The organism is Leifsonia sp. McL0618 (assembly GCF_049994905.1).
Lineage (GTDB): Bacteria > Actinomycetota > Actinomycetes > Actinomycetales > Microbacteriaceae > Diaminobutyricibacter.
On record NZ_CP188258.1, the window covers coordinates 271,154 to 292,413 of the forward strand.

The 21,260-nt window shown below is 68.3% G+C and carries 21 protein-coding genes; 11 read left to right on the forward strand and 10 right to left on the reverse strand.

Annotated elements, in window-relative coordinates; translation table 11 throughout:
- The first annotated feature begins 45 nt into the window (after window positions 1-45).
- Window positions 46-588, forward strand: coding sequence for a YbhB/YbcL family Raf kinase inhibitor-like protein (locus ACPPVQ_RS01325; protein ID WP_426517839.1), 543 nt, complete (start codon window positions 46-48; stop codon window positions 586-588).
- Window positions 589-683: 95 nt separating this feature from the next.
- Here the strand turns inward: ACPPVQ_RS01325 and ACPPVQ_RS01330 are convergent, their stop codons facing one another.
- Window positions 684-1,367: a LysE family translocator gene (locus ACPPVQ_RS01330; protein WP_426517841.1), complete on the reverse strand. Its 684-nt coding sequence runs from the start codon at window positions 1,365-1,367 to the stop codon at window positions 684-686.
- Window positions 1,368-1,414: 47 nt separating this feature from the next.
- Here ACPPVQ_RS01330 and ACPPVQ_RS01335 point away from each other — a divergent pair, with 47 nt between their 5' ends.
- From ACPPVQ_RS01335 to ACPPVQ_RS01350, 4 genes are all read left to right on the forward strand, one after another.
- Window positions 1,415-2,122, forward strand: coding sequence for a flavodoxin family protein (locus ACPPVQ_RS01335; protein ID WP_426517843.1), 708 nt, complete (start codon window positions 1,415-1,417; stop codon window positions 2,120-2,122).
- 1 nt (window position 2,123) lies between these two features.
- Window positions 2,124-2,843, forward strand: coding sequence for an HpcH/HpaI aldolase family protein (locus tag ACPPVQ_RS01340; RefSeq protein ID WP_426517845.1), 720 nt, complete (start codon window positions 2,124-2,126; stop codon window positions 2,841-2,843).
- Window positions 2,844-2,914: 71 nt separating this feature from the next.
- Window positions 2,915-4,039, forward strand: a complete 1,125-nt coding sequence (locus ACPPVQ_RS01345; protein ID WP_426517847.1) for a bifunctional 2-methylcitrate synthase/citrate synthase — start codon at window positions 2,915-2,917, stop codon at window positions 4,037-4,039.
- 120 nt (window positions 4,040-4,159) lie between these two features.
- Window positions 4,160-4,705 carry a thioesterase family protein gene (locus ACPPVQ_RS01350; RefSeq protein ID WP_426521355.1) on the forward strand — a complete coding sequence of 182 codons (546 nt, stop codon included), beginning with the start codon at window positions 4,160-4,162 and terminating at the stop codon, window positions 4,703-4,705.
- Window positions 4,706-4,807: 102 nt separating this feature from the next.
- Here ACPPVQ_RS01350 and ACPPVQ_RS01355 read toward each other — a convergent pair whose 3' ends face one another.
- Window positions 4,808-6,184, reverse strand: coding sequence for an FAD-binding oxidoreductase (locus tag ACPPVQ_RS01355; protein WP_426517849.1), 1,377 nt, complete (start codon window positions 6,182-6,184; stop codon window positions 4,808-4,810).
- Window positions 6,185-6,279: 95 nt separating this feature from the next.
- On the opposite strand from ACPPVQ_RS01355, the gene ACPPVQ_RS01360 reads away from it, so the two are divergent.
- Window positions 6,280-7,251 (forward strand): DNA-3-methyladenine glycosylase family protein, encoded by a 972-nt coding sequence (locus ACPPVQ_RS01360; protein WP_426517851.1) that lies wholly within the window; start codon window positions 6,280-6,282, stop codon window positions 7,249-7,251.
- Window positions 7,252-7,307: 56 nt separating this feature from the next.
- On the opposite strand, the gene ACPPVQ_RS01365 is transcribed toward ACPPVQ_RS01360, so the two are convergent.
- A complete protein-coding gene (locus ACPPVQ_RS01365; RefSeq protein ID WP_426517853.1) occupies window positions 7,308-7,871 on the reverse strand; it encodes an SRPBCC domain-containing protein in 564 nt (187 codons plus the stop codon).
- 214 nt (window positions 7,872-8,085) lie between these two features.
- On the opposite strand from ACPPVQ_RS01365, the gene ACPPVQ_RS01370 reads away from it, so the two are divergent.
- Window positions 8,086-8,457, forward strand: a complete 372-nt coding sequence (locus ACPPVQ_RS01370; protein ID WP_426517855.1) for a hypothetical protein — start codon at window positions 8,086-8,088, stop codon at window positions 8,455-8,457.
- A gap of 12 nt (window positions 8,458-8,469) precedes the next feature.
- On the opposite strand, the gene ACPPVQ_RS01375 is transcribed toward ACPPVQ_RS01370, so the two are convergent.
- A complete protein-coding gene (locus tag ACPPVQ_RS01375; protein ID WP_426517857.1) occupies window positions 8,470-10,074 on the reverse strand; it encodes a phytoene desaturase family protein in 1,605 nt (534 codons plus the stop codon).
- A gap of 9 nt (window positions 10,075-10,083) precedes the next feature.
- Window positions 10,084-11,004, reverse strand: coding sequence for a LysR family transcriptional regulator (locus ACPPVQ_RS01380; RefSeq protein ID WP_426521357.1), 921 nt, complete (start codon window positions 11,002-11,004; stop codon window positions 10,084-10,086).
- 186 nt (window positions 11,005-11,190) lie between these two features.
- On the opposite strand from ACPPVQ_RS01380, the gene ACPPVQ_RS01385 reads away from it, so the two are divergent.
- Window positions 11,191-14,880 carry a proline dehydrogenase family protein gene (locus ACPPVQ_RS01385; protein ID WP_426517859.1) on the forward strand — a complete coding sequence of 1,230 codons (3,690 nt, stop codon included), beginning with the start codon at window positions 11,191-11,193 and terminating at the stop codon, window positions 14,878-14,880.
- 26 nt (window positions 14,881-14,906) lie between these two features.
- A complete protein-coding gene (locus ACPPVQ_RS01390) occupies window positions 14,907-15,734 on the forward strand; it encodes an aldo/keto reductase (RefSeq protein WP_426517861.1) in 828 nt (275 codons plus the stop codon).
- 12 nt (window positions 15,735-15,746) lie between these two features.
- Here ACPPVQ_RS01390 and ACPPVQ_RS01395 read toward each other — a convergent pair whose 3' ends face one another.
- Genes ACPPVQ_RS01395 through ACPPVQ_RS01405 form a run of 3 tightly spaced genes read right to left on the reverse strand, consistent with a single transcriptional unit; the run spans window position 15,747 to window position 18,198 of the window.
- Window positions 15,747-16,112: a GntR family transcriptional regulator gene (locus ACPPVQ_RS01395; RefSeq protein ID WP_426517863.1), complete on the reverse strand. Its 366-nt coding sequence runs from the start codon at window positions 16,110-16,112 to the stop codon at window positions 15,747-15,749.
- Complete coding sequence (locus ACPPVQ_RS01400; protein WP_426517865.1) at window positions 16,109-17,500, reverse strand: ATP-binding protein; 1,392 nt, start codon at window positions 17,498-17,500, stop codon at window positions 16,109-16,111. Before ACPPVQ_RS01400 ends, ACPPVQ_RS01395 begins: the two co-directional genes overlap by 4 nt.
- Window positions 17,497-18,198, reverse strand: coding sequence for a response regulator transcription factor (locus ACPPVQ_RS01405; protein WP_426517867.1), 702 nt, complete (start codon window positions 18,196-18,198; stop codon window positions 17,497-17,499). Before ACPPVQ_RS01405 ends, ACPPVQ_RS01400 begins: the two co-directional genes overlap by 4 nt.
- A 48-nt stretch (window positions 18,199-18,246) precedes the next feature.
- Here ACPPVQ_RS01405 and ACPPVQ_RS01410 point away from each other — a divergent pair, with 48 nt between their 5' ends.
- Together ACPPVQ_RS01410 and ACPPVQ_RS01415 are read left to right on the forward strand one after the other, a co-directional pair.
- On the forward strand, window positions 18,247-18,996 hold the full coding sequence (locus ACPPVQ_RS01410; RefSeq protein ID WP_426517869.1) for an ABC transporter permease: 750 nt from the start codon (window positions 18,247-18,249) through the stop codon (window positions 18,994-18,996).
- 86 nt (window positions 18,997-19,082) lie between these two features.
- Complete coding sequence (locus tag ACPPVQ_RS01415) at window positions 19,083-20,015, forward strand: undecaprenyl-diphosphate phosphatase (protein ID WP_426517871.1); 933 nt, start codon at window positions 19,083-19,085, stop codon at window positions 20,013-20,015.
- A 137-nt stretch (window positions 20,016-20,152) separates the two neighbouring features.
- On the opposite strand, the gene ACPPVQ_RS01420 is transcribed toward ACPPVQ_RS01415, so the two are convergent.
- On the reverse strand, window positions 20,153-20,578 hold the full coding sequence (locus ACPPVQ_RS01420) for an SRPBCC family protein (RefSeq protein ID WP_426517873.1): 426 nt from the start codon (window positions 20,576-20,578) through the stop codon (window positions 20,153-20,155).
- 63 nt (window positions 20,579-20,641) lie between these two features.
- Complete coding sequence (locus tag ACPPVQ_RS01425; protein ID WP_163288783.1) at window positions 20,642-21,079, reverse strand: AsnC family transcriptional regulator; 438 nt, start codon at window positions 21,077-21,079, stop codon at window positions 20,642-20,644.
- Window positions 21,080-21,260 lie beyond the last annotated feature (181 nt).

Sequence of the window (21,260 nt, forward strand, 5' to 3'; positions counted from 1 at the left end):
TGTGGTCGGTGGACGCGGCGAACGCGTCGGCGTAGCGTTGCGACCATGACCGTTGAAGACCCGTTAGCACGATTCGGCGTCGTGCCCCTGTTCACCCTGACGAGCGACGACGTCAGCGACGACACTCCCCTCAGCCGGGCCCAGTGGGGTGCCGGGGGAGGCGGGGGCGGCGGGGGCGACGTGTCGCCGCAGCTCTCGTGGAGCGGCTTCCCGCCCGAGACGAAGAGTTTCGCCGTCACCATCCACGACCCGGACGCCCCGACGGGCTCCGGCTTCTGGCACTGGGCGGTGTACAACATTCCGGCGTCGGTGACATCGTTGGCGTCAGGCGCGGGAGCCGCCGGCGGGGCGGCACTGCCCGCGGGCGCCGCGATGCTGTCGAACGAAACGGGCGGCAGGAGCTACACCGGGGCGGCGCCGCCCCCAGGAACCGGCACGCACCACTACAACACCGTCGTGCACGCCCTCGACGTCGACCGGCTCGACCTCGACCCGGCGTCGACCCCCGCGATCCTCGGGTTCAACGTGCACTTCCACACGCTGGCGCGCGCGGTGCTCGTGCCGATCGCGACCGCCGGCGACATCTGACCTGCGGGCGCCGCAAGGGGTGCGAGCGCACAGGTTCTGAACACCTGCACGTGCTGCAACCTGTGCACGAGTTCAGAAGGTGGGCACAGAGCCGCCTAGTGCTTGTTGCCGGTGAGGGCCAGCACCCCGCCGAGGCCGATCATCATCACGCCGCCCGCCGTGCCGAGGTGCTCGATCCGGCGTGGCGACCGCGCGAACCAGTGACGCGCCGATCCGGCGACGAGCGCCCAGGTGCTGTCGCAGAGCAGGGCGAGCACGAAGAAGACGAGTCCCAGCTCGAACATCTGCAGCGGAATGAACCCTGCGCTGTAGTCGACGAACTGCGGCAGCACCGCGACGAAGAACACGAGGGTCTTCGGGTTCGTCAGCCCGACGAAGAATCCTTCGGCGAGGATGCGATACCTGGATTTCCTTCTCGGCAGCGGTCTCCCCGGCAGCGCAGCTGCCTCGGCGCCGGCGTCGCCCGACTCCGATGCAATCCGAAGACCTCCGGCGCGGTGACGAATCGCCTGGATCCCGAGGAAGACGATGTACGCTGCGCCCGCGAACTTGATGATCGTGAACAGGATGAGCGACTGCGCGACGATGGCGCCGACACCCACAGCGACCGCCACGATGATCGGGAGCATTCCGAGTTCGTTGCCGACCACGCTCAGCAGGCCTCCGATTCGGCCGAGCGAGATCGATCGGCCGATCACGAACAGCACGCTCGGCCCCGGAATCACGATCAGTGCGAGGGACGTGAGCGCGAACGCGAGGAGCGAGGGCGCAGGAACCATCCCGTCATCGTAGACCCGGCGGTGGACAGCGGCGTACGATCCGATCTGTGACCGACTACAGCGATCTGACGGCGATCTACATCAACTGCACGCTGAAGCGCAGCCCGGAGGTGAGCAATACCCAAGGTCTCCTCGACCACTCGATCGCCCTCATGCGCGCTCAGGGCGTCGAGGTCTCCGCCGTCCGCGCGATCGACCACGACCTGGCGACCGGCGTCTACCCCGACATGACCGCGCACGGCTGGGATCACGACGGATGGCCGGAACTGTGGCCGAAAGTGGAGGCCGCGGACATCCTGGTGCTGGGTGGTCCGATCTGGCTCGGCGACAACGCATCCGTCACCCGGCAGGTCATCGAACGGCTCTATGCCATGAGCGGCATGTTCAACGACCGGGGTCAGTACGTGTACTACGGAAAGACAGCCGGGGTCGTGATCACGGGCAACGAAGACGGCGTGAAGCATTCGGCGATGAGCCTGCTCTACAGCCTGCAGCACATCGGCTACGTGATACCGCCGCAGGCCGATGCGGGCTGGATCGGCGAGATCGGACCGGGTCCGAGCTACCTGGACGAAGGCTCGGGCGGCCCGGAGAACGACTTCACCAACCGGAACGCCACCTTCATGACCTGGAACCTCATGCACATGGCGCGCCTCCTGAAGGACGCAGGCGGCTTTCCCGCGTTCGGCAACCTGCGTGCGCAGTGGGACAACGGCGAACGATTCGGATTCGACGCAAACCCGGAGTACCGCTGACATGCGGGCCGGAGTCTGGGCGACGCTCGGTGACGTGCGCACGACAGCAGCTCTCGAAGACCTCGGCTTCGACTGGGTGGGCATCGACGCGCAGCACGGTCGCCACGATGACCGGAGCATCCGCGACATCCTGAGCCTGCGCCGAGAGCCGAAAGCGACCATTCTCGTGCGCGTGGCCGCCAACGATGCGACCCTCATCGGCCGCGCGCTCGACGCAGGAGCCGACGGCGTGATCGTACCGCTCGTGAGTTCCCCGGCGGATGCCGCAGCAGCGGTCGCCGCAGCCCACCATCCGCCGAAGGGCACGCGCAGCTGGGGGCCGCTCGTCGGCTACGAGATCGACGTGTCGCGAAAACCGATGTGCGCGGTCATGGTGGAGACGGCGGATGGTCTCGAGCAGGTGTCTGGGATCGCTGCCACACCCGGCGTCGACATGATCTTCGTCGGCCCGTTCGATCTCAGCCTCGCGCTCGGCCTGGAGGTCAGTGAACTGATCGCGGACACATCCGAGTCGTCACCCCTCCAACGGATCATCGCCGCGTGCAACGATGCGGGCATCGTCGCCGGCGCGTTCGCGGGTGCTCCCGAACGCGCTGTACACCTGCGCGAGCACGGTTTCGACTGGGTCGCCGTCGACACGGATTCCGGTCTGCTGGCGCTCGGCGCCGCGAGCGCCCTGCTCGCGTCGGCAGCCCCGTTGCCACCCAGCCACACTCGGTAGAAATGCAGCATCGCGCTCGCCCTCATGAGCTGATTGACTACGAGGGGCGACAACACCATAAGGAGCAGATCATGGCCGATCCAGAGATCCACAAGGGACTCGCGGGCGTCGTCGTCGACACGACCACCATCTCGAGCGTGAACCCCGAGACGAACTCGCTCCTCTACCGTGGTTACCCCGTGCAGGAGCTCGCCGCCCGCTGCTCCTACGAGGAGGTCGCCTACCTGCTGCTGCACGGCGACCTTCCGGCGCCGGACCAGCTGGTCGCCTTCGAAGCGCTCGAGCGTTCGCTGCGCCCGCTCGATCCGCGCACCAAACGGGCGATCGACGACCTGCCGCTCACCGCGCATCCGATGGATGCTGTGCGCACCGCGGTCAGCCAGCTCGGCGCATTCGACCCGACCCTTCTGCAGCCGGGAGGCATCCTCAACCCTGAACTGAACGACAGCCGGGCCGTCTATCTCCTCGCGCAACTGCCGTCGGTCGTCGCCTACGAGCAGCGTCGTCGCCGCGGGCTCGAGATGATCGAGCCGAGGGACGACCTGAACTACTCGGAGAACTTCCTCTACATGACGTTCGGCGAGATTCCGGATGCGGTGGTCGTCGACGCCTTCCGTGTCTCGCTCGTCCTCTATGCGGAGCACTCGTTCAACGCATCCACGTTCACCGCCCGGGTGATCGCCTCGACGCTGAGCGACATGTATTCGGCGGTGACCGGTGCGGTCGGCGCGCTGAAGGGCCCGCTGCACGGCGGGGCGAACGAGGCCGTGATGCACACGTTCGACGAGATCGGTTCGGCCGACCGCGCGCCTGCGTGGCTCGACGAGTCGCTGGAGGCGAAGCGCAAGATCATGGGCTTCGGGCACCGCGTCTACAAGCACGGTGATTCCCGTGTGCCCACGATGAGGGCGGCGCTCGAGACGCTCGTCGAGCACTACGACCGGTACGACATGCTCGAGCTCTACACGGCACTCGAGTCGGCGATGGATACGCGCAAAGGCATCAAGCCGAACCTCGACTATCCGTCGGGCCCGGCCTACCACTTGATGGGGTTCGACACCGAGACGTTCACGCCGCTGTTCGCTGCCGCACGCATCGCCGGCTGGACAGCGCACATCATGGAGCAGTACGCGAGCAACTCGCTCATCCGCCCGCTCTCCCAGTACACGGGCGAGGCCGAGCGGCACCTCGACTGACCGCGACCTGACGACTCGGTGCCTCGAACAATCGAGGGCGCCGACGGGCGGAGGGGTTTAGAGGGTTTCGACAGCGAAGGTGAGCATCCGTTGGCCGATGTGTAGCCTTACGCGGTGCACATGATCTTCCGGACGATGCTCCACGCCCTCATTTCACGGTTCGGCCCTCGGCTCGGCCATTACGACGTGGCCTACACGAGGTTTCGCGTCATGCCGACAGACCTGGACATCCTGAACCACATGAACAACGGGGTGTACCTGTCGGTCGCCGACATCGGCCGGTTCGACCTGCTCACCCGCAACGGGGTGTGGGCGATCTTCAAGAAGCTCGGCTGGTACCCGGTGGTCGCGTCGGAGACGATCTCGTTCCGCAAGTCGCTGCAACCGTGGCAGCGCTTCGTGGTCGAGTCGCGCCTGCTCGGGTTCGACGAGAAAGCGGTCTACGTCGAGCAGCGGTTCACGGTCGACGGCGAGATCTACACGCAGTCGTTCATCCGCGGCCGCTTCCTGAAGAAGAGCGGCGGCGTGGTGACGATCGCCGAACTCCTCGAGGCGGTCGGTCCGGTTCCTCACGACGCACGGGTGCCCGAGTGGCTGGTCGAGTGGGGCGCGGATGCCGCCCTCCCTCCGACGCGCGCCGAAGCACCCAGCGTCTGGGGCGACTGAGCCCGCGCGCACTGTTGGACGCGAACGCGCCCGCTCCGGTCGAGCGTGACCGGCGCATCAGCCACGTTCGACCGGAACGGGCACACTCGGCGCCCGCAGCCCCTACTCGACCGCGGGACCGAACGCGAACACCCCGCTGGGGTCGTACTTGGCGCGCGCGACGGCCAGCCGGTCGAAGACCGCCGGCGGCCAGGTCGTCGTGAACTCGGCAGCGTCGATCAGTCCGCGCGACCAGTTCACGTTCGTGATCTCCGACCGGCGGCCGCCGACCGCATCGAAGATCGCCGCGGCGCGTTCGGGTGCACGCTCGGCGAACGTCGAAGGGTCGAGCGCGATCACGCCCATCGTGAACCGGGCATCGCGACCCCCGACGGCCGTGCCGTCCTTCGCGTCGCGGTGAGTCGCCCCTCCCAGCTGCCGCACCTCGACGGCGACGAACGGGGTACCGCTTCCGGGTCCGGCCAGACGGAGCAGGTCGTCGGCCAGGTCCTGGTCGATCGAGTCGAACATGAGTCCGCGAATCCAGTCCGGGCCGCCTTCGACGGGATCGTTGTGGATGGTCCCGACAGCGGTCGTCGGAATCTCGCCGAGCAGGTCGAGCGACACCCCTGCCGCCTCGCGCAACGGCGCCGCCAGTCGCGCCCCTTCGGCCGGGTCGCCGGGGAAGGCGAAGCGGATGCTGAGCACGAACTTGCCACGCAAGGGCGGGGGAGCGAACTCGACGTCTGGCACGTTGATGAACGCAAACGACGACGTCACACTCTCCGGCGCGCTCTGCGCCCACTCGACCCAGGTACGGAGGGCAGGTTCGATCTCGACTCCTTCGAAGATGAGGCTGCCCGCGTAGAGGGTTCTCATCGGAACGAGTTCGATCGTCATGCTCGTGACGACGCCCAGGCCGCCTTTGCCTCCGCGGAGGGCCCAGAAGAGGTCGCTGTGTGTCCTGTCGTTCGCCGTCAGGACCTCGCCGTCGGCGGTGACGACGCGGAAGCCGCGCACCCAGTCCGAGGTGAAGCCGTGGCTGCGCGACAGCGGGCCGAGGCCGCCACCGAGGGTGTAGCCGATCGCACCGACGTGCGGTGAGGATCCGGTTATCGGCGTGAGGCCGAACTCCGCTCCTGCTTCGACGACGGGCGCCCAGCGCACCCCGGCGCCGATGGTGGCGAGTCTCGTCTCCGGGTCGATGCTGATGTCGTCGAGCGCGCGGGTCGAGATGAGAACGCCGTCGGTGATCGGGAGCCCGCCCCCGTGACCGGTCGCCTGCACGCGCACGCGCAGGTCGTTGTCGGCCGCGAACTGCACAGCGGCCGAGACGTCATTCTCGCTCGTGACGGCGACGACGACATCCGGATCATGCACGATCGCGGTATTGAAGCCCGCGACCTCGGCGGCCAGGCCGGCGTCGCCGCGCACAAAGACCGTGCCGGCGACCGAGTCGCGCAGGCGCGCGAGGGAATCAGTGTCGATCTGAATCGTCATGGTCGGAGGCTATTGGCACCCTCCGACAGGCGACAACCGTGCAGGCACGGAGAGTGCCGCCGGTTTCACCGGACGCGCTGACGTACGATTCCAGCATGGTCCCACTCGTCGAGGCTCCCCCCACCGCCCCGACGGCGACGCGTGCCGCGACCGCGGAACCGCTCGCGGCCGTCTACCGCCCCGCCTCCCCGGTGGACCTCCGGCACACGCTCGGCCCGCTCGGCCGTGGCCCGTACGATCCGACGACCGCGTGGGTTGCGCGGGGCCTGTGGCGCACGTTCCGCGCCCCGGACGGCCCGGTCACCCTCCGCATCGAGGCTGCATCCGACGGCATCCATGCGGCGGCCTGGGGCCCCGGCGCCGAGTGGGCGATCGACGGCCTGCCCCAGCTGCTCGGCTGCGACGACGACTGGTCGACGCTGGATGTGCGCGCCTCCCCGCTGCTGCACGAGACCCTGCGCCGCAACCCGGGCATCCGCCTGACCCGCACGCGCCGCGTGTTCGAGGCACTCGCGCCGGCGATCATCGAGCAGAAGGTCACCAGCGTCGAGGCGTACCGCGCGTGGGCCCGGCTCGTGCGCAAGTACGGCGAGCCCGCACCCGGACCTGCCCCGGACGGGATGCGCGTCATACCGTCGCCGGACACCTGGCGACGCATCCCATCGTGGGAGTGGCACCGGGCCGGCGTCGACCCCCGGCGTTCGCGTGCGGTCGTCGAGTCGGCGATCGTGGCGTCCTCGCTCGAGCGGGCCACCTCATCCGCCGCCTCCCTCGTCGAGGCCGCCGCGCGCCTGCGCACGGTGCTCGGCGTCGGCGTGTGGACCGCAGCCGAGACGCTGCAGCGTTCGCACGGCGACCCGGATGCGGTGAGTGTCGGCGACTACCACCTCGCCCACTACGTCGGGTCGGCCCTCATCGGCCGCCGGGTCGACGACGACGGGATGCTCGAACTGCTCGAACCGTGGGCCGGGCAGCGTCAGCGGGTCATCCGGCTGATCCTCGCCAGCGGACACCGTGACGAGCGTCACGGACCGCGGATGACCATCCAGGACCACCGGGGCCACTGACAGGGCCACTGACAGGCCACTGACAGGCTGCGCCCGCGTCGCGGGCCGAGCTCGCGTCAGTCGCCGGCGGCGCGGGCGTTGACCGCGTGCAGTGCGGCCTGCTCGGCGTGCAGATCCTGGTCCAGCTCGCGGCACAGGATCTCGTAGTGGTCGAGCATGGCCGGGTAGTAGTCGTTCCAGTCGGGCGTCGGTTTGCCCGCGCGCACGGCAAGCAGCCGGTCGAGGTAGTAGTCCCAGCCGACGCCCATGCTCGCGTCGTCTTTCAGGGGGGTCCGCAGCCGCTGGCCGAACGTCAGCGTTGTGTGCGAACTCGCCTCTTTCAGGTGCCAGAACACGCGGAACGAACTTCCCGCAGGGCCGACGTCGGCGGCGAACCGGTGCGGCGCATCGCACTCGAGGATGGAGACGTTGCCCCACTCGGCGTTGTCGCCTTCGGCGTTCATCCGGAACTTCAGCGCGCCCGTCGACGGGAGTCCCTTGTATTCGCCCACCCACTCGGATAGTCGCGGCGATCGGCTGAAATACGACCAGACATCCTCGATCGGGGCTTTGAAGATCCGGTCGAGGACGACGTAAACACCGTCATCTTTGCGAACAAGTCGACCAGTCGGCTGTGGCATCATGTGCACCTCCCGCTAGCTTTCAGAGTAACCACGTCGCTCGTGAAAGTGCAGGGCGAAACGAAGGATCCTGCGAACAATCACAGCGCCGGCCCATCTCGCGCACACGGGGGGTGAGCTGTGGTGGTGCGCAAACGGCGTGCCTGGAGCAGAAGTCACATCCCGGGCCCTGGGGACTAGCGGCCGGTGTGGGGTGCGTCGATAGGCTGTGCCCATGAGCACGAAGAGCAAGCAGGGACCAAAGCCGCAGGAGCACGGCCTCGACATCGCGGAAGGGCACCGCGGACTGTGGGGGTTCTTCGCCGGCCTCATCGTCGCCGTCCTGATCGCGTACCCGCTTTCGGCATCGATCGCCTTCGCCACGCATCCTGCGACCCAGAATCTGTTCGGCGGGCGCCTGGAGTCGGCGTCGCAGGGCGGCTACCAGGCATTCTGGTGGGTCATCGGGATCATGTGCCTCGCGCTGCCGTTCATCGTCGGCTTCGGCATCGCCAAACTGTCGCCGCGCACGCTCGGCATCCTGGCGGGCATCGTCGCGATCTTCCTGATCGCCGTGATCGTACTCGGGCAGCTCTTCGCGTTCTGACGCGGGCGCAGGTCAGCTCTCGAGCACGGCCATCGCGGCGTTGTGACCGCCGAGGCCGCTGACCGCGCCGCCGCGCCGGGCGCCTGAGCCGCACAGCAGCACGCGTTCGTGCCGCGTCGCGACACCCCAGCGCTGGGCCGGGGTCCCCAGCGGATCGTCGTCCTCGGCGAACGGCCACGACAGCGGGCCGTGGAAGATGTTGCCCCCGGGCATGTTGAGGGCGTGCTGCAGGTCGAGTGTCGTCTTGGTCTCGATGCACGGCCGGCCTTCGGCATCCGTCAGAAGGAGGTCCTCGACCGGCTCGGCGAGCACCGAGTTCAGCGAGGTGAGCACCGCCTGCTGCAGGCGGGCGCGCGTCGCGTCGTTGTTCTCCTCGTTCAGCCACCGGTCGGGGGTGTGAAGACCGAACACGGTGAGAGTCTGGGCGCCGGTGGCGGCGAGGTCGCCATCCAGGATGCTCGGATCAGTGAGCGAATGGCAGTAGATCTCGCACGGGATCAGCTCGGGCATCACACCGCGCACGGCGCCGGCGTAGGCGGACTCGAGCTGTGTGTACGTCTCGTTGATGTGGAAGGTGCCGCCGAATGCGGCGGCAGGATCGACGGATGGGTCGCGCAGCTTCGGCAGGCGCTTCAGCAGCAGGTTGACCTTCACCTGCGCTCCCTCCGGATGCGCGGCCGGCCCCTGCGGTTCACCCAGAAGGCCGTCGAGCACCTCGGGCGCCACGTTGGCGAGCACGAAGCGCCCGATCACGCGTCGCTCGTGCTTCTTGCGGCGGTACCGCACCGTCCCGTCCGGGTCGATCGAGGTGACCTCGGCGCGGGTCACGATGCGCGCGCCGGCCTCGCGTGCGACCCGGGCCAGCTCGGTCGTGACCGTGCCCATGCCGCCGATCGGAACATCCCAGTCTCCGGTGCCGCCGCCGATGACGTGATACAGGAAGCACCGGTTCTGCGCCAGACCGCGGTCGTCGGCGCTCGCGAACGTGCCGATCAGGGCATCCGTCACTGCGACGCCGCGTACGACGTCGTTCTCGAGCCGCGAAGTGATCAGCTCGCCGATCGGGCGCTCGATGAGGGCATCCCACAGCTCGTCGTCGCCGACCAGGGTGCGCGCCTCGCTGCGGGTCAGCAATGGTTCGGTGACCGTGGGCCAGAGGGCGCGGGCGACCCGCGCGGTGTCCTCGTAGAAGCGGGTGAAAGCATCCGCGTCACCGGGCGCTCCGATGCGTGCGAAGGATTCGGCGGTCGCCGACGCGTCAGTGGTGTCGACGAGGAGGCCCGCACCATCCGGGTCGCCGGGAACCGGAGTGTACGAGGAGAAACGCCGCCGGGCGAGGCCGATGCGCAGCCCGAGCTCGTCGATGATCCGTTGGGGAAGCAGGCTGACCAGGTAGGAGTAGCGCGAGAGCCAGGCGTCGACGCCGTCGAAGGCCTGCACGTTCACGGCTGCTCCGCCGACCGATTCGAGCCGTTCGATCACGATGACGCTCATGCCGGCCTGGGCGAGGTAGGCGGCAGCGGTGAGTCCGTTGTGCCCGCCGCCGACGATCACGACATCGTGGGTCGGTTCTGCTGCCGGCAGCGATGCGGACGGGCTCGTCGGGGCTTCGGTCATGATCCGAGCCTAGGCCGGATCAGGATGCCGGAGCGTGGCGTCGCGTGCGGCGCGGGCGAGGGCGTCGCGGCAGGCGAGCACGGCGGGGCGGGCGGCGGATGACCGGCGCGACGAGGTGAAGATCGTGCGGCGCGGCGAACCGGGGAGCTCTCCGATCGCGACCGACGGTGCATCGCCGGCCCAGACGAGATCGGGGAGGAGGCCGACGGCGTTCCCTGAGCGGATGAGGCGGATGTGGGCGATCAGGTCCGCTGTCTCGAAGCGCACATCCGGTTCGAAGCCCGCAGAGCGGCAGAGCTGGACCGCCCACGTTCTGGCTGCCGTGCCCCCGGGTTCCATCACCCACGGCAGGTCGGCGGCGTCGCGGAGCTCGCGAACGGGAGCGCGCCCCGGGGCCGTCGGCGGGGTTGCGAGATTGATGGCGTCCGTCACCAGGTCGACGCGGTCGAGGTCGGCCCGCAGCCCGCGGGTGCTGCCCGGATACTGTTCGGCGATCACGAGGTCGAAGTCTCGGGCGGAGACCTCGAATAGGCCGCGCTCCGGCGCGCGTTCGGTGACCTCGACGCGGAGGTCGGGGTATTCGGCGGCGAGGATGCTGAGCGCGCCGGGAATGATCGCGTGTGCGGCGGACTGGAAGACCGCGATCCGCACAGCTCCGGTGACCGTGTCGAGTGAGGCAGCCAATTCGGATTCGGCCTGCTCGAGCAGGTCGAGGAGGTCGGCCGTGCGGGCCGCGAGGAGCTCGGCCTGTGGGGTGAGCTGCACGCGGCGGCCCACCTTGCGCAGGAGCTTCACACCGGACTCGCGCTCGAGCGCGGACAGTTGCTGCGAGACCGATGACGGACTGAACGAGAGGGCCTCGGCGACCCCGGTGATGGTGCCGCGGATGGCCAGCTCGCGCAGCAGGCGCAGCTTGCGTATGTCGAGCATCGCCGCTTCGCCCTCCTCTTCCTGGTTCTCGGCGAACATTGTTCGGTGAATGTGAACGATATTGTTCGAAAACATTCGCTTTTGCTGATGAAAGATTACTCGCACACTGTTATCCACAGCCCGCAATTCCTGACAGAACGGTCGCGCGGCAGCATCCACTCAACAGCGAGGAATACAGTCGTGAGCATGGCGAATCAGACGGACGACGCAGCAACACGCCCGGCAGACCTCGCGCAGGACGCGGTGGTGCTCGTTCAGAAGTGGCTGGCCGAAAGCGCACCCGCCCAGGTGGCCGACGGCAGGAAGCCCGTGCAAGACCCGGCAGCGGAACGGCTCGCCGGGGTGCTCAGAGACCCGGACGGCCTGGACTTCGCGGTCGGCTTCGTCGACGGGGTCGCGCGCCCGCAAGACCTTTTCGTCGCCGGGTACAACCTCCAGCGCGTGGCGAAGAAGATCCCGGCCTTCCTTCCCTGGTACATGCGGGCCGCGATCTGGCTGGGCGGGGTCTTCGGCCCCGTGCTTCCCTGGATCGTCATCCCCGTCGCGCGCCGGGTACTGCGCTCCATGGTCGGCCACCTCGTCGTGGATGCGACCCCCGAGAAGCTCGGGCCTGCCATCGCGCACCTCCGTGCGCCCAGCGACCCGCAGGGCCACGGCGCGCGGCTCAACCTCAACCTGCTCGGCGAAGCAGTGCTCGGGGAGCAGGAGGCGGCCCGCCGGCTCGAGGGAACGCGCGCCCTGCTTGCACGCGACGACGTCGACTACGTCTCGATCAAGGTGTCGTCGATCGCGTCGCAGCTATCGATGTGGTCGTTCGACGAGACGGTCGAGAGGGTCATCGCCCGGCTGACGCCGCTCTACGAGCTTGCCGCGTCCTCGCCGAGCCCCAAATTCATCAACCTCGACATGGAGGAGTACCGCGACCTCGACCTCACGATCGCGGTCTTCACGGGCATCCTCAACCAGCCCAGGCTCGCGAACCTCGAGGCCGGCATCGTGCTGCAGGCCTACCTGCCCGACGCCCTGGATGCACTCCAGGGGCTCACCGAGTGGGCGATGCACCGCCGCGCCGGCGGTGGGGCGCCCATCAAGGTGCGGGTGGTCAAGGGTGCCAACCTGGCCATGGAACGCGTCGACGCGGCCATCCACGGCTGGCCGCTCGCGACCTATGCGACAAAGCAGGCGACGGACACCAACTACAAGCGGGTGCTCGACTGGGCCCTCACGGCAGAGCACACCCACGCCGTGAAGATCGGAGTCGCCGGCCATAACCTGTTCGACGTCGCCCACGCCTGGCTGCTCGCGCAGCAGCGGGGCGTCGAAGACCGCATCGACTTCGAGATGCTCCTCGGCATGGCGACCGCCCAGGCCGAGGCCGTGAAGCGCACGGTCGGCACGTTGCTCCTCTACACCCCGGTCGTGAACCCTGCCGAATTCGACGTCGCCATTTCTTACCTGATCCGTCGCCTCGAAGAGAACGCGAGCCAGGAGAACTTCATGTCGGCGGTGTTCGAGCTCGCTTCGAACGCCGCGCTCTTCGAGCGGGAGAAGCAGCGCTTCCTCGCATCCGTCGCCGAACTGGCCGCCGATCCGCACCCCCACGGGTACGCTCCGCTGCCCAACCGCAAACAGGACCGGGCGCGCGAGTGGGAAGACGCCGAGGCCGAAGCCTTCACGCGGCCGCGGGTTGCGCCGCCAACTGCGTCCGCGCCCGCGGAGGCGGGCCTGACGAGCGCTGTTCTCGGGCTGAGTCGGGGCTCAGACGGAGTTCTCCTCGAGCCGCACGACGAACTCATTGCGGCAGCGGCCGACGCGGTTGCGGCACCGGGTGCCGACCTTCAGCAGGAGTTCCACAACGCGGCCGACACCGACCCGTCGCTGGGCGCGAACCGGGTATGGGGCAAGAAGATCCTCTCCCGGGTGACGGTGTCGCAACTCGGCGTGGAGACGATCGCGGCCGCCGCCGTCGACGACCCCCAGACGCTCGAGACGATCATGGCCCGCGTGCAGTCCGCCGGAGCAGCGTGGGGTCAGCGCAGCGGCTTCGAGCGCGCCGCGATCCTCGACCGGGCGGGCCTTGCGCTCGCGGCCAATCGTGACCGGCTGATCGAAGTGATGGCCGCCGAGACCGGCAAGACCATCGCCGAAGCCGACCCGGAGGTCAGCGAGGCCGTCGACTTCGCCCACTACTACGCGTCACGGGCGCGCGAGCTCGACACCGTTCAGGGCGCGCGGTTCGTGCCGTCCAAGCTGACCGTGGTGACTCCTCCGTGGAACTTCCCTGTCGCGATCTCGGCCGGATCGGTACTGTCGGCGCTCGCCGCGGGCAGCGGTGTGATCATCAAGCCGGCCCCGCAGGCGAAGCGTTCGGGCGCTGTCATGGTCGAAGCGTTGTGGGAGGCGGGCGTCCCCCGCGACCTGCTCGCGCTCGTCGACGTCGCCGAGAACGACCTCGGCCAGCGGCTCGTCTCCGACCCGCGGGTCGACCGGGTCATCCTGACCGGCGCGTACGAGACAGCGAAGCTGTTCCGCTCCTGGCGGGCCGACCTGCCGCTACTCGCGGAGACAAGCGGCAAGAACGCCATCATCGTCACACCGAACGCCGACTACGACCTCGCCGTGTCTGACATCGTGAAGAGCGCCTTCGGACACGCCGGGCAGAAATGCTCGGCCGCCAGCCTCGTCATCCTCGTCGGGTCGGTCGCGAAGTCAGAACGGTTCCGCCACCAGCTGGTCGACGCGACCGCGAGCCTGCGGGTCGGCTACCCCGACGATCCCACCAGCCAGATGGGGCCGCTCATCGAGCCTGCCCAGGGCAAGCTGCTTCACGCCCTCACGACGCTCGGCGGTTCCGAAGAATGGCTCGTTCAGCCGCGCCAGCTCGACGACACCGGGCGGCTCTGGTCGCCGGGCATCAGGTCGGGCGTCGAGCCGGGCTCCTACTTCCACCTCACCGAATTCTTCGGTCCGGTCCTCGGCATCATGACCGCCCGCACCCTCGACGAGGCGATCCGGTACCAGAACGCGATCGAATACGGTCTGACGGCCGGCCTTCACTCGCTCGACGCGGCCGAGCTGGCTCACTGGCTCGACACCGTCGAAGCAGGCAACCTCTACGTGAACCGGGGCATCACCGGAGCGATCGTGCAACGCCAGCCGTTCGGTGGCTGGAAGCGCTCATCCGTCGGCGCGGGAACGAAGGCCGGGGGGCCGAACTACCTCATCGGCCTCGGATCATGGGAACCCGACTCCGGGCCCTCCAGCGCGAGCCTGCACCTGCGGGGCCTCGACCGGCGGGTATCCCAGCTCATCGAATCCGGTCAGGCGTCGATGGACTACGCCGCGTTCGACCTGGTGCGCCGGTCCGCGCTCAGTGACGCGATCGCAGCCGGCACCGAGTACCTGCAGACAAAAGATGTCTCAGCCGTCGGGGTCGAGCGCAACCTGTTCCGGTACCGGCCCGTGCCCGTCACCATCCGCCTGTCTGACGGTGAAGACCTCGCCCCGCTGCTCAGGATCCTGGCCGCAGCGACGGTGGCGCGATCGAACTTCACGGTCAGCACGGCCATTGCCCTGCCCCGGCCACTGCAGAACGTGCTGCGCGAGCGCGACGTACACGTTGTGGTCGAGAACGACGAGCAGTGGCTGGCGCGGGTGGCGAGCGGGCAGGTGGCCGCACACCGCATCCGCCTCATCGGGGGCGACGCGAAAGCGCTCGCTTCCGCCCTCAAAGGAACGCCGGACACGGCGATCTACTCGCACCCCGTCACTCCGTCGGGGCGGGTCGAGCTGCTCCCGTTCCTGCACGAGCAGGCGATCTCGATCACTGCGCACCGGTTCGGCAACCCTTCCCGGCTGTCCGAGGGGATCATTTGAGCTGGCGGCGGCGCTAGCCTGAAAGTGTGACCATTCCCCGCATCGAACTCAACAACGGAACGTCCATCCCGCAGGTCGGCCTGGGAACCTGGCCGCTCGACGACATCGAAGTGGCGCGTGCGATCGTCGAAGCCACGGCGCTCGGCTACCGCCACATCGACACGGCCGCGAAATACGGGAACGAGGCCGGTGTCGGCGACGGCGTTCGTGCCAGCGGCCTCCCGCGCGAAGAACTCTTCGTCACCACCAAACTCGACGGCACCTACCAGGGACGCGACCGGGCCATCGGAGGCCTCGACGGGTCACTCGCCCGGCTCGGCCTCGACTACGTCGACCTGCTGCTGATCCACTGGCCCCTGCCGACACGCAACGAGTTCGTCTCCACCTGGAAGACCTACGAAAAGCTCCTCGCCGCCGGCAAGACGCGGGCCATCGGCGTCTCCAACTTCAAGCCGGCACACCTCGACCGGCTGCTCGCCGAAACAGACATCGTGCCGGCGGTCAACCAGATCCAGCTCAACCCGAAAGTGACACGGCCGGCCCAGCGCGCCTACGACGCGGAACACGGCATCGTCACGGAATCGTGGAGCCCGCTCGGGCCGGGCACCGACCTGCTTGCGGCTCCCCAGCTGGAGGCCATCGCGGCGAAACACGGCAAGACTCCCGGGCAGATCGTGCTGCGGTGGCACATCGAACTCGGCCTCGTCGCCATCCCCAAGTCGCGTAACCCATCCCGCATGGCCGAAAACATCGACATCTTCGACTTCGCGCTCGACGCCGACGACCTTGCCGCGATCGCCGTGCTGTCAGACGGCCCCGACGCCGGAGTCGACTCCGACCACGGCGGCCACTAGCGCACACCCGCCCTACCCGTGCGCTTCGCGCAGCGCCGCCGCCGCCAGGTCCAGCGCGATGTCCGGGTCTGCGCCGAGCTGCCGTACCCGCTCCGCAAACACTGCCGCGGCGGCTTGTACCTGCCGCCGTGTCCCGTCCCCGGAGGCCGCCACAAACGAGCCGTTTCGTCCCCGCGTCTCGATGATCTCCGCGTGTTCGAGTTCCCGATACGCCCGGGCGACGGTGTTGGCCGCCAGCCCGAGCTCGTCGGCGAGGTGGCGCACCGTCGGCAGCTTGGCACCAGCCGGCAGCTCGCCCGAGCGCACACCCTCGATGACCTGGTGTTTCACCTGTTCAAACGGTGGCACGCCGGACTCGTCGTCGATCCGGAACCTCATGCGCGGGCCCCCTCGGTCGCGTTGGCGGGCAGTGCCACCGTCGCCAGCAATCCTCCCGCGGCTGCGTTGGCCAGCACAATGGTTCCACCTGCCGAACCGACGAGCGCCGCCACGATCGCAAGCCCGAGGCCGCCGCCCGCGAGCGCCGATCGCGGGCCTTCCGCCCGGGTGAACCGGGACAGGGCGACAGGGATGAAGTCCTCCGGCATCCCCGGACCCGAATCCTGCACGGTGAGGGTCACTTCTCCGTTCGCGGCCACCAGCTCGACCGCGATCTCGCCTGTCCCCTCAAGTGCAGTTATCGCATTGCTGAGCAGGTTGTCGACGATGCGGCCGAACTCCGCGCGCGAGATCGCGACCGTCACGCCCCCACCACTGCGGTCGCGCGGGCGATAGTCGAAGTCGATGGCCAGTTCTGCATCGTCGCCGCTGACCGCACGCGCACGGTCGATCGCCTCGGCGAGTTCTGACGTGAGTTCCCGCCAGTCCGCCTGGCCGCGCAGAGCGCCCGCGTCGATCCGGGACAGTTCGAGCAGGTTCGCCGCGAGCTGGCTGAGCCGCACCGCAGTCAGGTGCGAGTCGCGGATGTCTGCGAGCAGCGCATCCGCGTCGCCCGCGTCGAGCTCGGCGAGCTCGAGCTGGCCGCGCAGCACGGCAAGTGGTGTGCGTAACTCGTGGCTCGCATCCGACACCATCTGCTTTTCCCGGTCGGCGGATGCGCGCAGCCGCGCGAGCAGGTCGTTGAGCGTCGTGGCGAGCGCGGCGAGTTCGTCGTTGGCCGGGCCCACCGGCAGCAAGCCGGTCGAGGAGACGTCGGCGATCTCCTCGGCCTCCTCGCGCATCCGGCTGACCGGGCGCAGCGCAGCGCGCGCCAGCAGCCAGGAGGCAAAACCGAATACGACCACCGCGATCCCTGTACCGATCAGCAGCGCGACGGTGAGCCGGTCGAGGATCAGGTCGGTCGTCTCCGTGTTGCGTGCGGCGATCACCTGGTAGATCCCGTCCGATGTCACCACGTCGTGTTTGAGCACCACGTACTGCTGGCCGCCCGCGCTCACCGACGCGGCTTCGATGCCGAATGTCTCGAGGTGCTTGATGCGCGCCTCCAGCTTGCGCGGAAGTGTCGACTGGACCACCTGCCCGTCGGGGGCGACGACGGCGATCTCCTGTCCGCCGACCGGTTCGTCGAGTTTTCCTTTGGGGTTCGCCTGGAGTTCGGTCACGAAGGGCGCGATGTCGTTCATCAGCAGCGTGACGGTCGCGTTGTGGAGGATCGTCGCCACCCCGATGCGCACTACCGAGACCGCGACCAGGCCGAAGAGCGTCGCGATGATGAGGCTCCCGAGCGTGATGCGCGCGGTGATCGACAGGCGGCGCAGCCCGTTCACGGCCGGGGCGTCTCGGAACTCACCGCGTGCTTGGCGTCGAGTCGGTATCCGCGACCGCGCTCGGTGATGATCGACAGCCCCGCGCCGGCCAGGTCGAGCTTCTTGCGCAGGTACGACACGTACTGGTCGATGACGTTCTGCCCGATGTTCTCGGTGCCGCCCCACACGGTCTCGAGGATCTCGGCGCGGGACAGCAGCTTGTCCGGGTTGGTCGCGAAGAGGCGCAACAGCGTGAACTCGCGGCGGCTGAGCGGCATCTCGTGCCCAGCGACGAGCGCGCGGTGCTCGTGCGAGTCGATCGTGAGCCGGCCGACGCTCACGTGGGGGCGCGACCCGGTCGGCTCGCGTCGCAGGAGCGCCCGGATGCGCGCAGCGAGCTCCGCGAACGCAAACGGCTTGGTCAGGTAGTCGTCGGCCCCCGAGTCGAGGCCGTGCACGCGGTCCTCGATGGCGTCGCGGGCGGTGAGCAGCAGGATCGGGACGGGGTTCTCGGCCTCCCGGATGTGCCGGCACAGCTCGAATCCGCTCATCCCCGGCAGCATCACGTCGATCGCGGCGGCTGCGAATGTCGACTTGCCGATGGCGATGAGGGCATCGATGCCGTTGGTGACCAGAGTGACGTCATATCCTTCGGCGGCCAGTCCGCGTTCGACCAGCTTGCCCATTTCGGGATCGTCTTCCACAACGAGGAGCTTCATGGCTTCATGCTCCCATGTGTTGCTTGTCGCGGTCTGTACCCTCAAAGCATGACGTGGCCTTCCGACCTTCTTCCCAGCCTTGTCGGGGTAGGCGTGCTGATCGTCATGGCGACCGTCATCCTCTGGTTCTACCGGGCACCGCATCCGTTCTCCCCGGCGCTCGCCGTGCTGCGCGGCGCGCTCCAGCTCGCAGTGATCAGCGTGATCCTCACCGGCGTGATCCAGGATCCGCTGTGGGTGGGCGTCGCCCTTCTGGTGATGTTCTCGGTCGCCGTGCTCACCGTGTCGCGACGGGTGGGGCCGACGCTGGAGCATGTGTGGATGGTGACCGCGTCCATGGCTGCGGGCATCATCGTCACGCTGACCATCGTCTTCGCCACCGGGGCCATCGAGCTCTCCACCCGCTATGCCCTCGCGATCGGCGGCATCGTCATCGGAAACTCGATGACGATCGCGACGCTCGCCGGCCGGCGCTTCAGCGAGAGCGTGAACGAGCACTGGGATGAGGTCGAAGGCTGGCTCGCGCTCGGCGCGACACCGAGGCAGTCGACCCATGAGCTCACCCGGCGGGCCGTCTACTCGGCGCTCATCCCGTCGACCGACCAGACGAAGACGACAGGACTGGTCACGCTTCCCGGTGCGTTCGTCGGGGCGATCTTCGGAGGGGTCTCACCTCTCGAGGCCGGCCGGTTCCAGATCGTGGTGCTCGCGTCGCTGATCGCAGCGGGCACGATCACGGCCGTGCTGCTCATCTCATGGCTCGCGCCGGTGCGCGTGCGACCGGTCGCGCTGAAGTAGCAGTGGCGGATGTTCTGAGCAGCCTCGCAGGCCCGAAACACGCTTTCTTGGCGTCTTCTTAGGAGCCCGCTCGGTAGGTTCGGCAGGTGAGCACACTCTCTTACCCCGAAGCCATCATCATGGGCGCGATCCAGGGCATCACCGAGCTGTTCCCGATCTCGAGCCTCGGGCATTCGGTGATCATCCCGGCTCTCGTCGGCGGAACCTGGGCGAAGGATCTCAACGTCTCCGCGCCGGAGTCGCCCTACCTGGCGTTCATCGTCGGCCTCCACGTCGCGACGGCCCTCGCGCTGCTCGTGTTCTTCTGGCGCGACTGGGTGCGCATCATCGGCGGGTTCTTCAGCTCGATCCGCTACCGCCGGGTACAGACCGGTCCGGAGCGGCTCGCCTGGCTGATCATCCTCGCCACCATTCCGGTCGGGCTCGCCGGCCTGCTTCTCGAACATGTGTTCCGCACGGTGCTCGGCCAGCCGGAGCCTGCCGCCATCTTCCTCGCCATCAACGGGCTGATCCTGTTCTTCGGCGAATGGCTGCGCCGACGGCAGGTGCGACGCGAGGGCATCGTCGTCGCCGCGGCCGAGAGTGCGGAGGCGAACGCCGACTTCGACGCATCGGACACGGTGGCGGATGCCCGCGTGTCACGCATGAAGTTCGGCCGCGGGGTGGCCATCGGATCGTCGCAGATCCTCGCCCTCGCTGCGGGCATCAGCCGCTCGGGTGTCGCGATGGTCAGCGGAATGGCCGCAGGGCTCAGCCACCGCGAGGCCGCACGGTTCTCGTTCCTTCTGGCGACCCCGGTGATCCTCGCCGCGGGTGTGCTGAAGATTCCGGACCTGGCCGGCCCGCTCGGCCACGGCATCACCGGGCAGGTGCTCGCGGGCAGCGCTGCAAGCTTCGTCGCAGCCCTCCTTTCGGTGGGCTTCCTCGACCGCTACTTCCGCACGCGCACCCTGGTTCCGTTCGCGATCTACTGCCTGATCGCCGGGATCGGCTCGTTCCTGATCCTCACGCTCCGCTAGCCGCGCCGCGCGGCGCCGCGCGGCGCCGCGAACGCCGCGCCGCGAGCGCCGGGAGGGCGGCCGAGCACACGAAAAAACACCCTTAGAGCGCGATTTGGGGTGCTTTTCCCTGTGCTCGACGCCAGGCGCGCGAGCGCTCAGCGCTCGACGACGACGCGCAGTCCCTCTAGGACGGTGGTCCAGTTCCTGGTCGAGTGGGCGGCTTCGGCCTCGTCGGCGTTGCCGTCCTGCAGTACCGTCACCGTCACGCCCCCGCCCTCCGCGTCGTCGATCCGGTAGGTCACGTTCTGGTAGTTCTCGGGCACATCCGGCTTGCCGCGCAGCGCGCTGAAGAACGTCGACACGATCCGGTTCGGTTCGTCGACCTCGAGGATCGTCCCCTTGTCTTCGTACGGCTTGCCTTGCCACTCACCGCGGTAGGTGATCCGGCTGCCGACCTTCCAGTCCGTCTCGACCTGTGTGCCGAACAGGTACTGGCTGATCAGCTCGGGGTCTGTCAGGGCCCGCCAGACGGCCGCGCGATCCGCCGCGACGTGCACGCTCGCTTCTGCAGTGACCGACATGGTCGCTCCTTTCATCCATCCCCATGATGCGCCTCGCGCGCCGCGGAGGATTGAAGAAAGACGTCAGTCGTGCGAACGGTGGATGAGCCTCGACAGCACGATCGCGCTGCGCGTGTGGTCGACGTTGGGTGCGAGCCGCACCTTCTCGAGGGCGGCTTCGAGGCTCGGGATGTCGCGGGACCGGATGTGGACGATCGCGTCGGCGCTGCCCGTCACCGTTCCCGCATCCACCACTTCAGGCACCGCGGAGAGGATGCGCAGCAGCTCGTCGGGTGCGACCGTGCCACGGCAGAACAGCTCCACGTAGGCTTCGGTGCTCATCCCGTCGATCGTCGGGTCGACCTGGATGGTGAACCCGCGGATCACCCCGTCGGCGACGAGCCGGTCGACCCGGCGTTTCACGGCCGAGGCGGAGAGACCCACCACCGAACCGATGTCGCCGTAGCCGGCGCGCGCGTTCTGGCGGAGAAGGTCGAGGATGCTGCGATCGAGGTTGTCCACGGCCAAATCCTATGGTCGATCGTTGCGTGGGGGCCGCTATTCGCGGCGAATTGTTGCGTGGCCGGTTCGGCGGCTTTGCGTGCCCGCTCCGATCGTGCACGTGGTCGGCCACCCGCGCAATAAACCGCCGCGCAACCCTCTTGAATCAGTGATTTCGTGCGTGAATCGCAGAAATCTGCCT

Excerpts from the sequence above, each read along its gene's own strand:
- ACPPVQ_RS01375 (WP_426517857.1), bottom strand. The coding sequence starts at position 10,074 with ATGACCGAAGCCCCGACGAGCCCGTCCGCATCGCTGCCGGCAGCAGAA.
- ACPPVQ_RS01385 (WP_426517859.1), top strand. The coding sequence starts at position 11,191 with ATGGCGAATCAGACGGACGACGCAGCAACACGCCCGGCAGACCTCGCG.
- ACPPVQ_RS01330 (WP_426517841.1), bottom strand. The coding sequence starts at position 1,367 with ATGGTTCCTGCGCCCTCGCTCCTCGCGTTCGCGCTCACGTCCCTCGCA.
- ACPPVQ_RS01405 (WP_426517867.1), bottom strand. The coding sequence starts at position 18,198 with ATGAAGCTCCTCGTTGTGGAAGACGATCCCGAAATGGGCAAGCTGGTC.
- ACPPVQ_RS01395 (WP_426517863.1), bottom strand. The coding sequence starts at position 16,112 with ATGAGGTTCCGGATCGACGACGAGTCCGGCGTGCCACCGTTTGAACAG.
- ACPPVQ_RS01345 (WP_426517847.1), top strand. The coding sequence starts at position 2,915 with ATGGCCGATCCAGAGATCCACAAGGGACTCGCGGGCGTCGTCGTCGAC.
- ACPPVQ_RS01355 (WP_426517849.1), bottom strand. The coding sequence starts at position 6,184 with ATGACGATTCAGATCGACACTGATTCCCTCGCGCGCCTGCGCGACTCG.
- ACPPVQ_RS01420 (WP_426517873.1), bottom strand. The coding sequence starts at position 20,578 with ATGTCGGTCACTGCAGAAGCGAGCGTGCACGTCGCGGCGGATCGCGCG.
- ACPPVQ_RS01350 (WP_426521355.1), top strand. The coding sequence starts at position 4,160 with ATGATCTTCCGGACGATGCTCCACGCCCTCATTTCACGGTTCGGCCCT.
- ACPPVQ_RS01365 (WP_426517853.1), bottom strand. The coding sequence starts at position 7,871 with ATGCCACAGCCGACTGGTCGACTTGTTCGCAAAGATGACGGTGTTTAC.
- ACPPVQ_RS01370 (WP_426517855.1), top strand. The coding sequence starts at position 8,086 with ATGAGCACGAAGAGCAAGCAGGGACCAAAGCCGCAGGAGCACGGCCTC.
- ACPPVQ_RS01380 (WP_426521357.1), bottom strand. The coding sequence starts at position 11,004 with ATGCTCGACATACGCAAGCTGCGCCTGCTGCGCGAGCTGGCCATCCGC.
- ACPPVQ_RS01325 (WP_426517839.1), top strand. The coding sequence starts at position 46 with ATGACCGTTGAAGACCCGTTAGCACGATTCGGCGTCGTGCCCCTGTTC.
- ACPPVQ_RS01360 (WP_426517851.1), top strand. The coding sequence starts at position 6,280 with ATGGTCCCACTCGTCGAGGCTCCCCCCACCGCCCCGACGGCGACGCGT.
- ACPPVQ_RS01340 (WP_426517845.1), top strand. The coding sequence starts at position 2,124 with ATGCGGGCCGGAGTCTGGGCGACGCTCGGTGACGTGCGCACGACAGCA.
- ACPPVQ_RS01410 (WP_426517869.1), top strand. The coding sequence starts at position 18,247 with ATGACGTGGCCTTCCGACCTTCTTCCCAGCCTTGTCGGGGTAGGCGTG.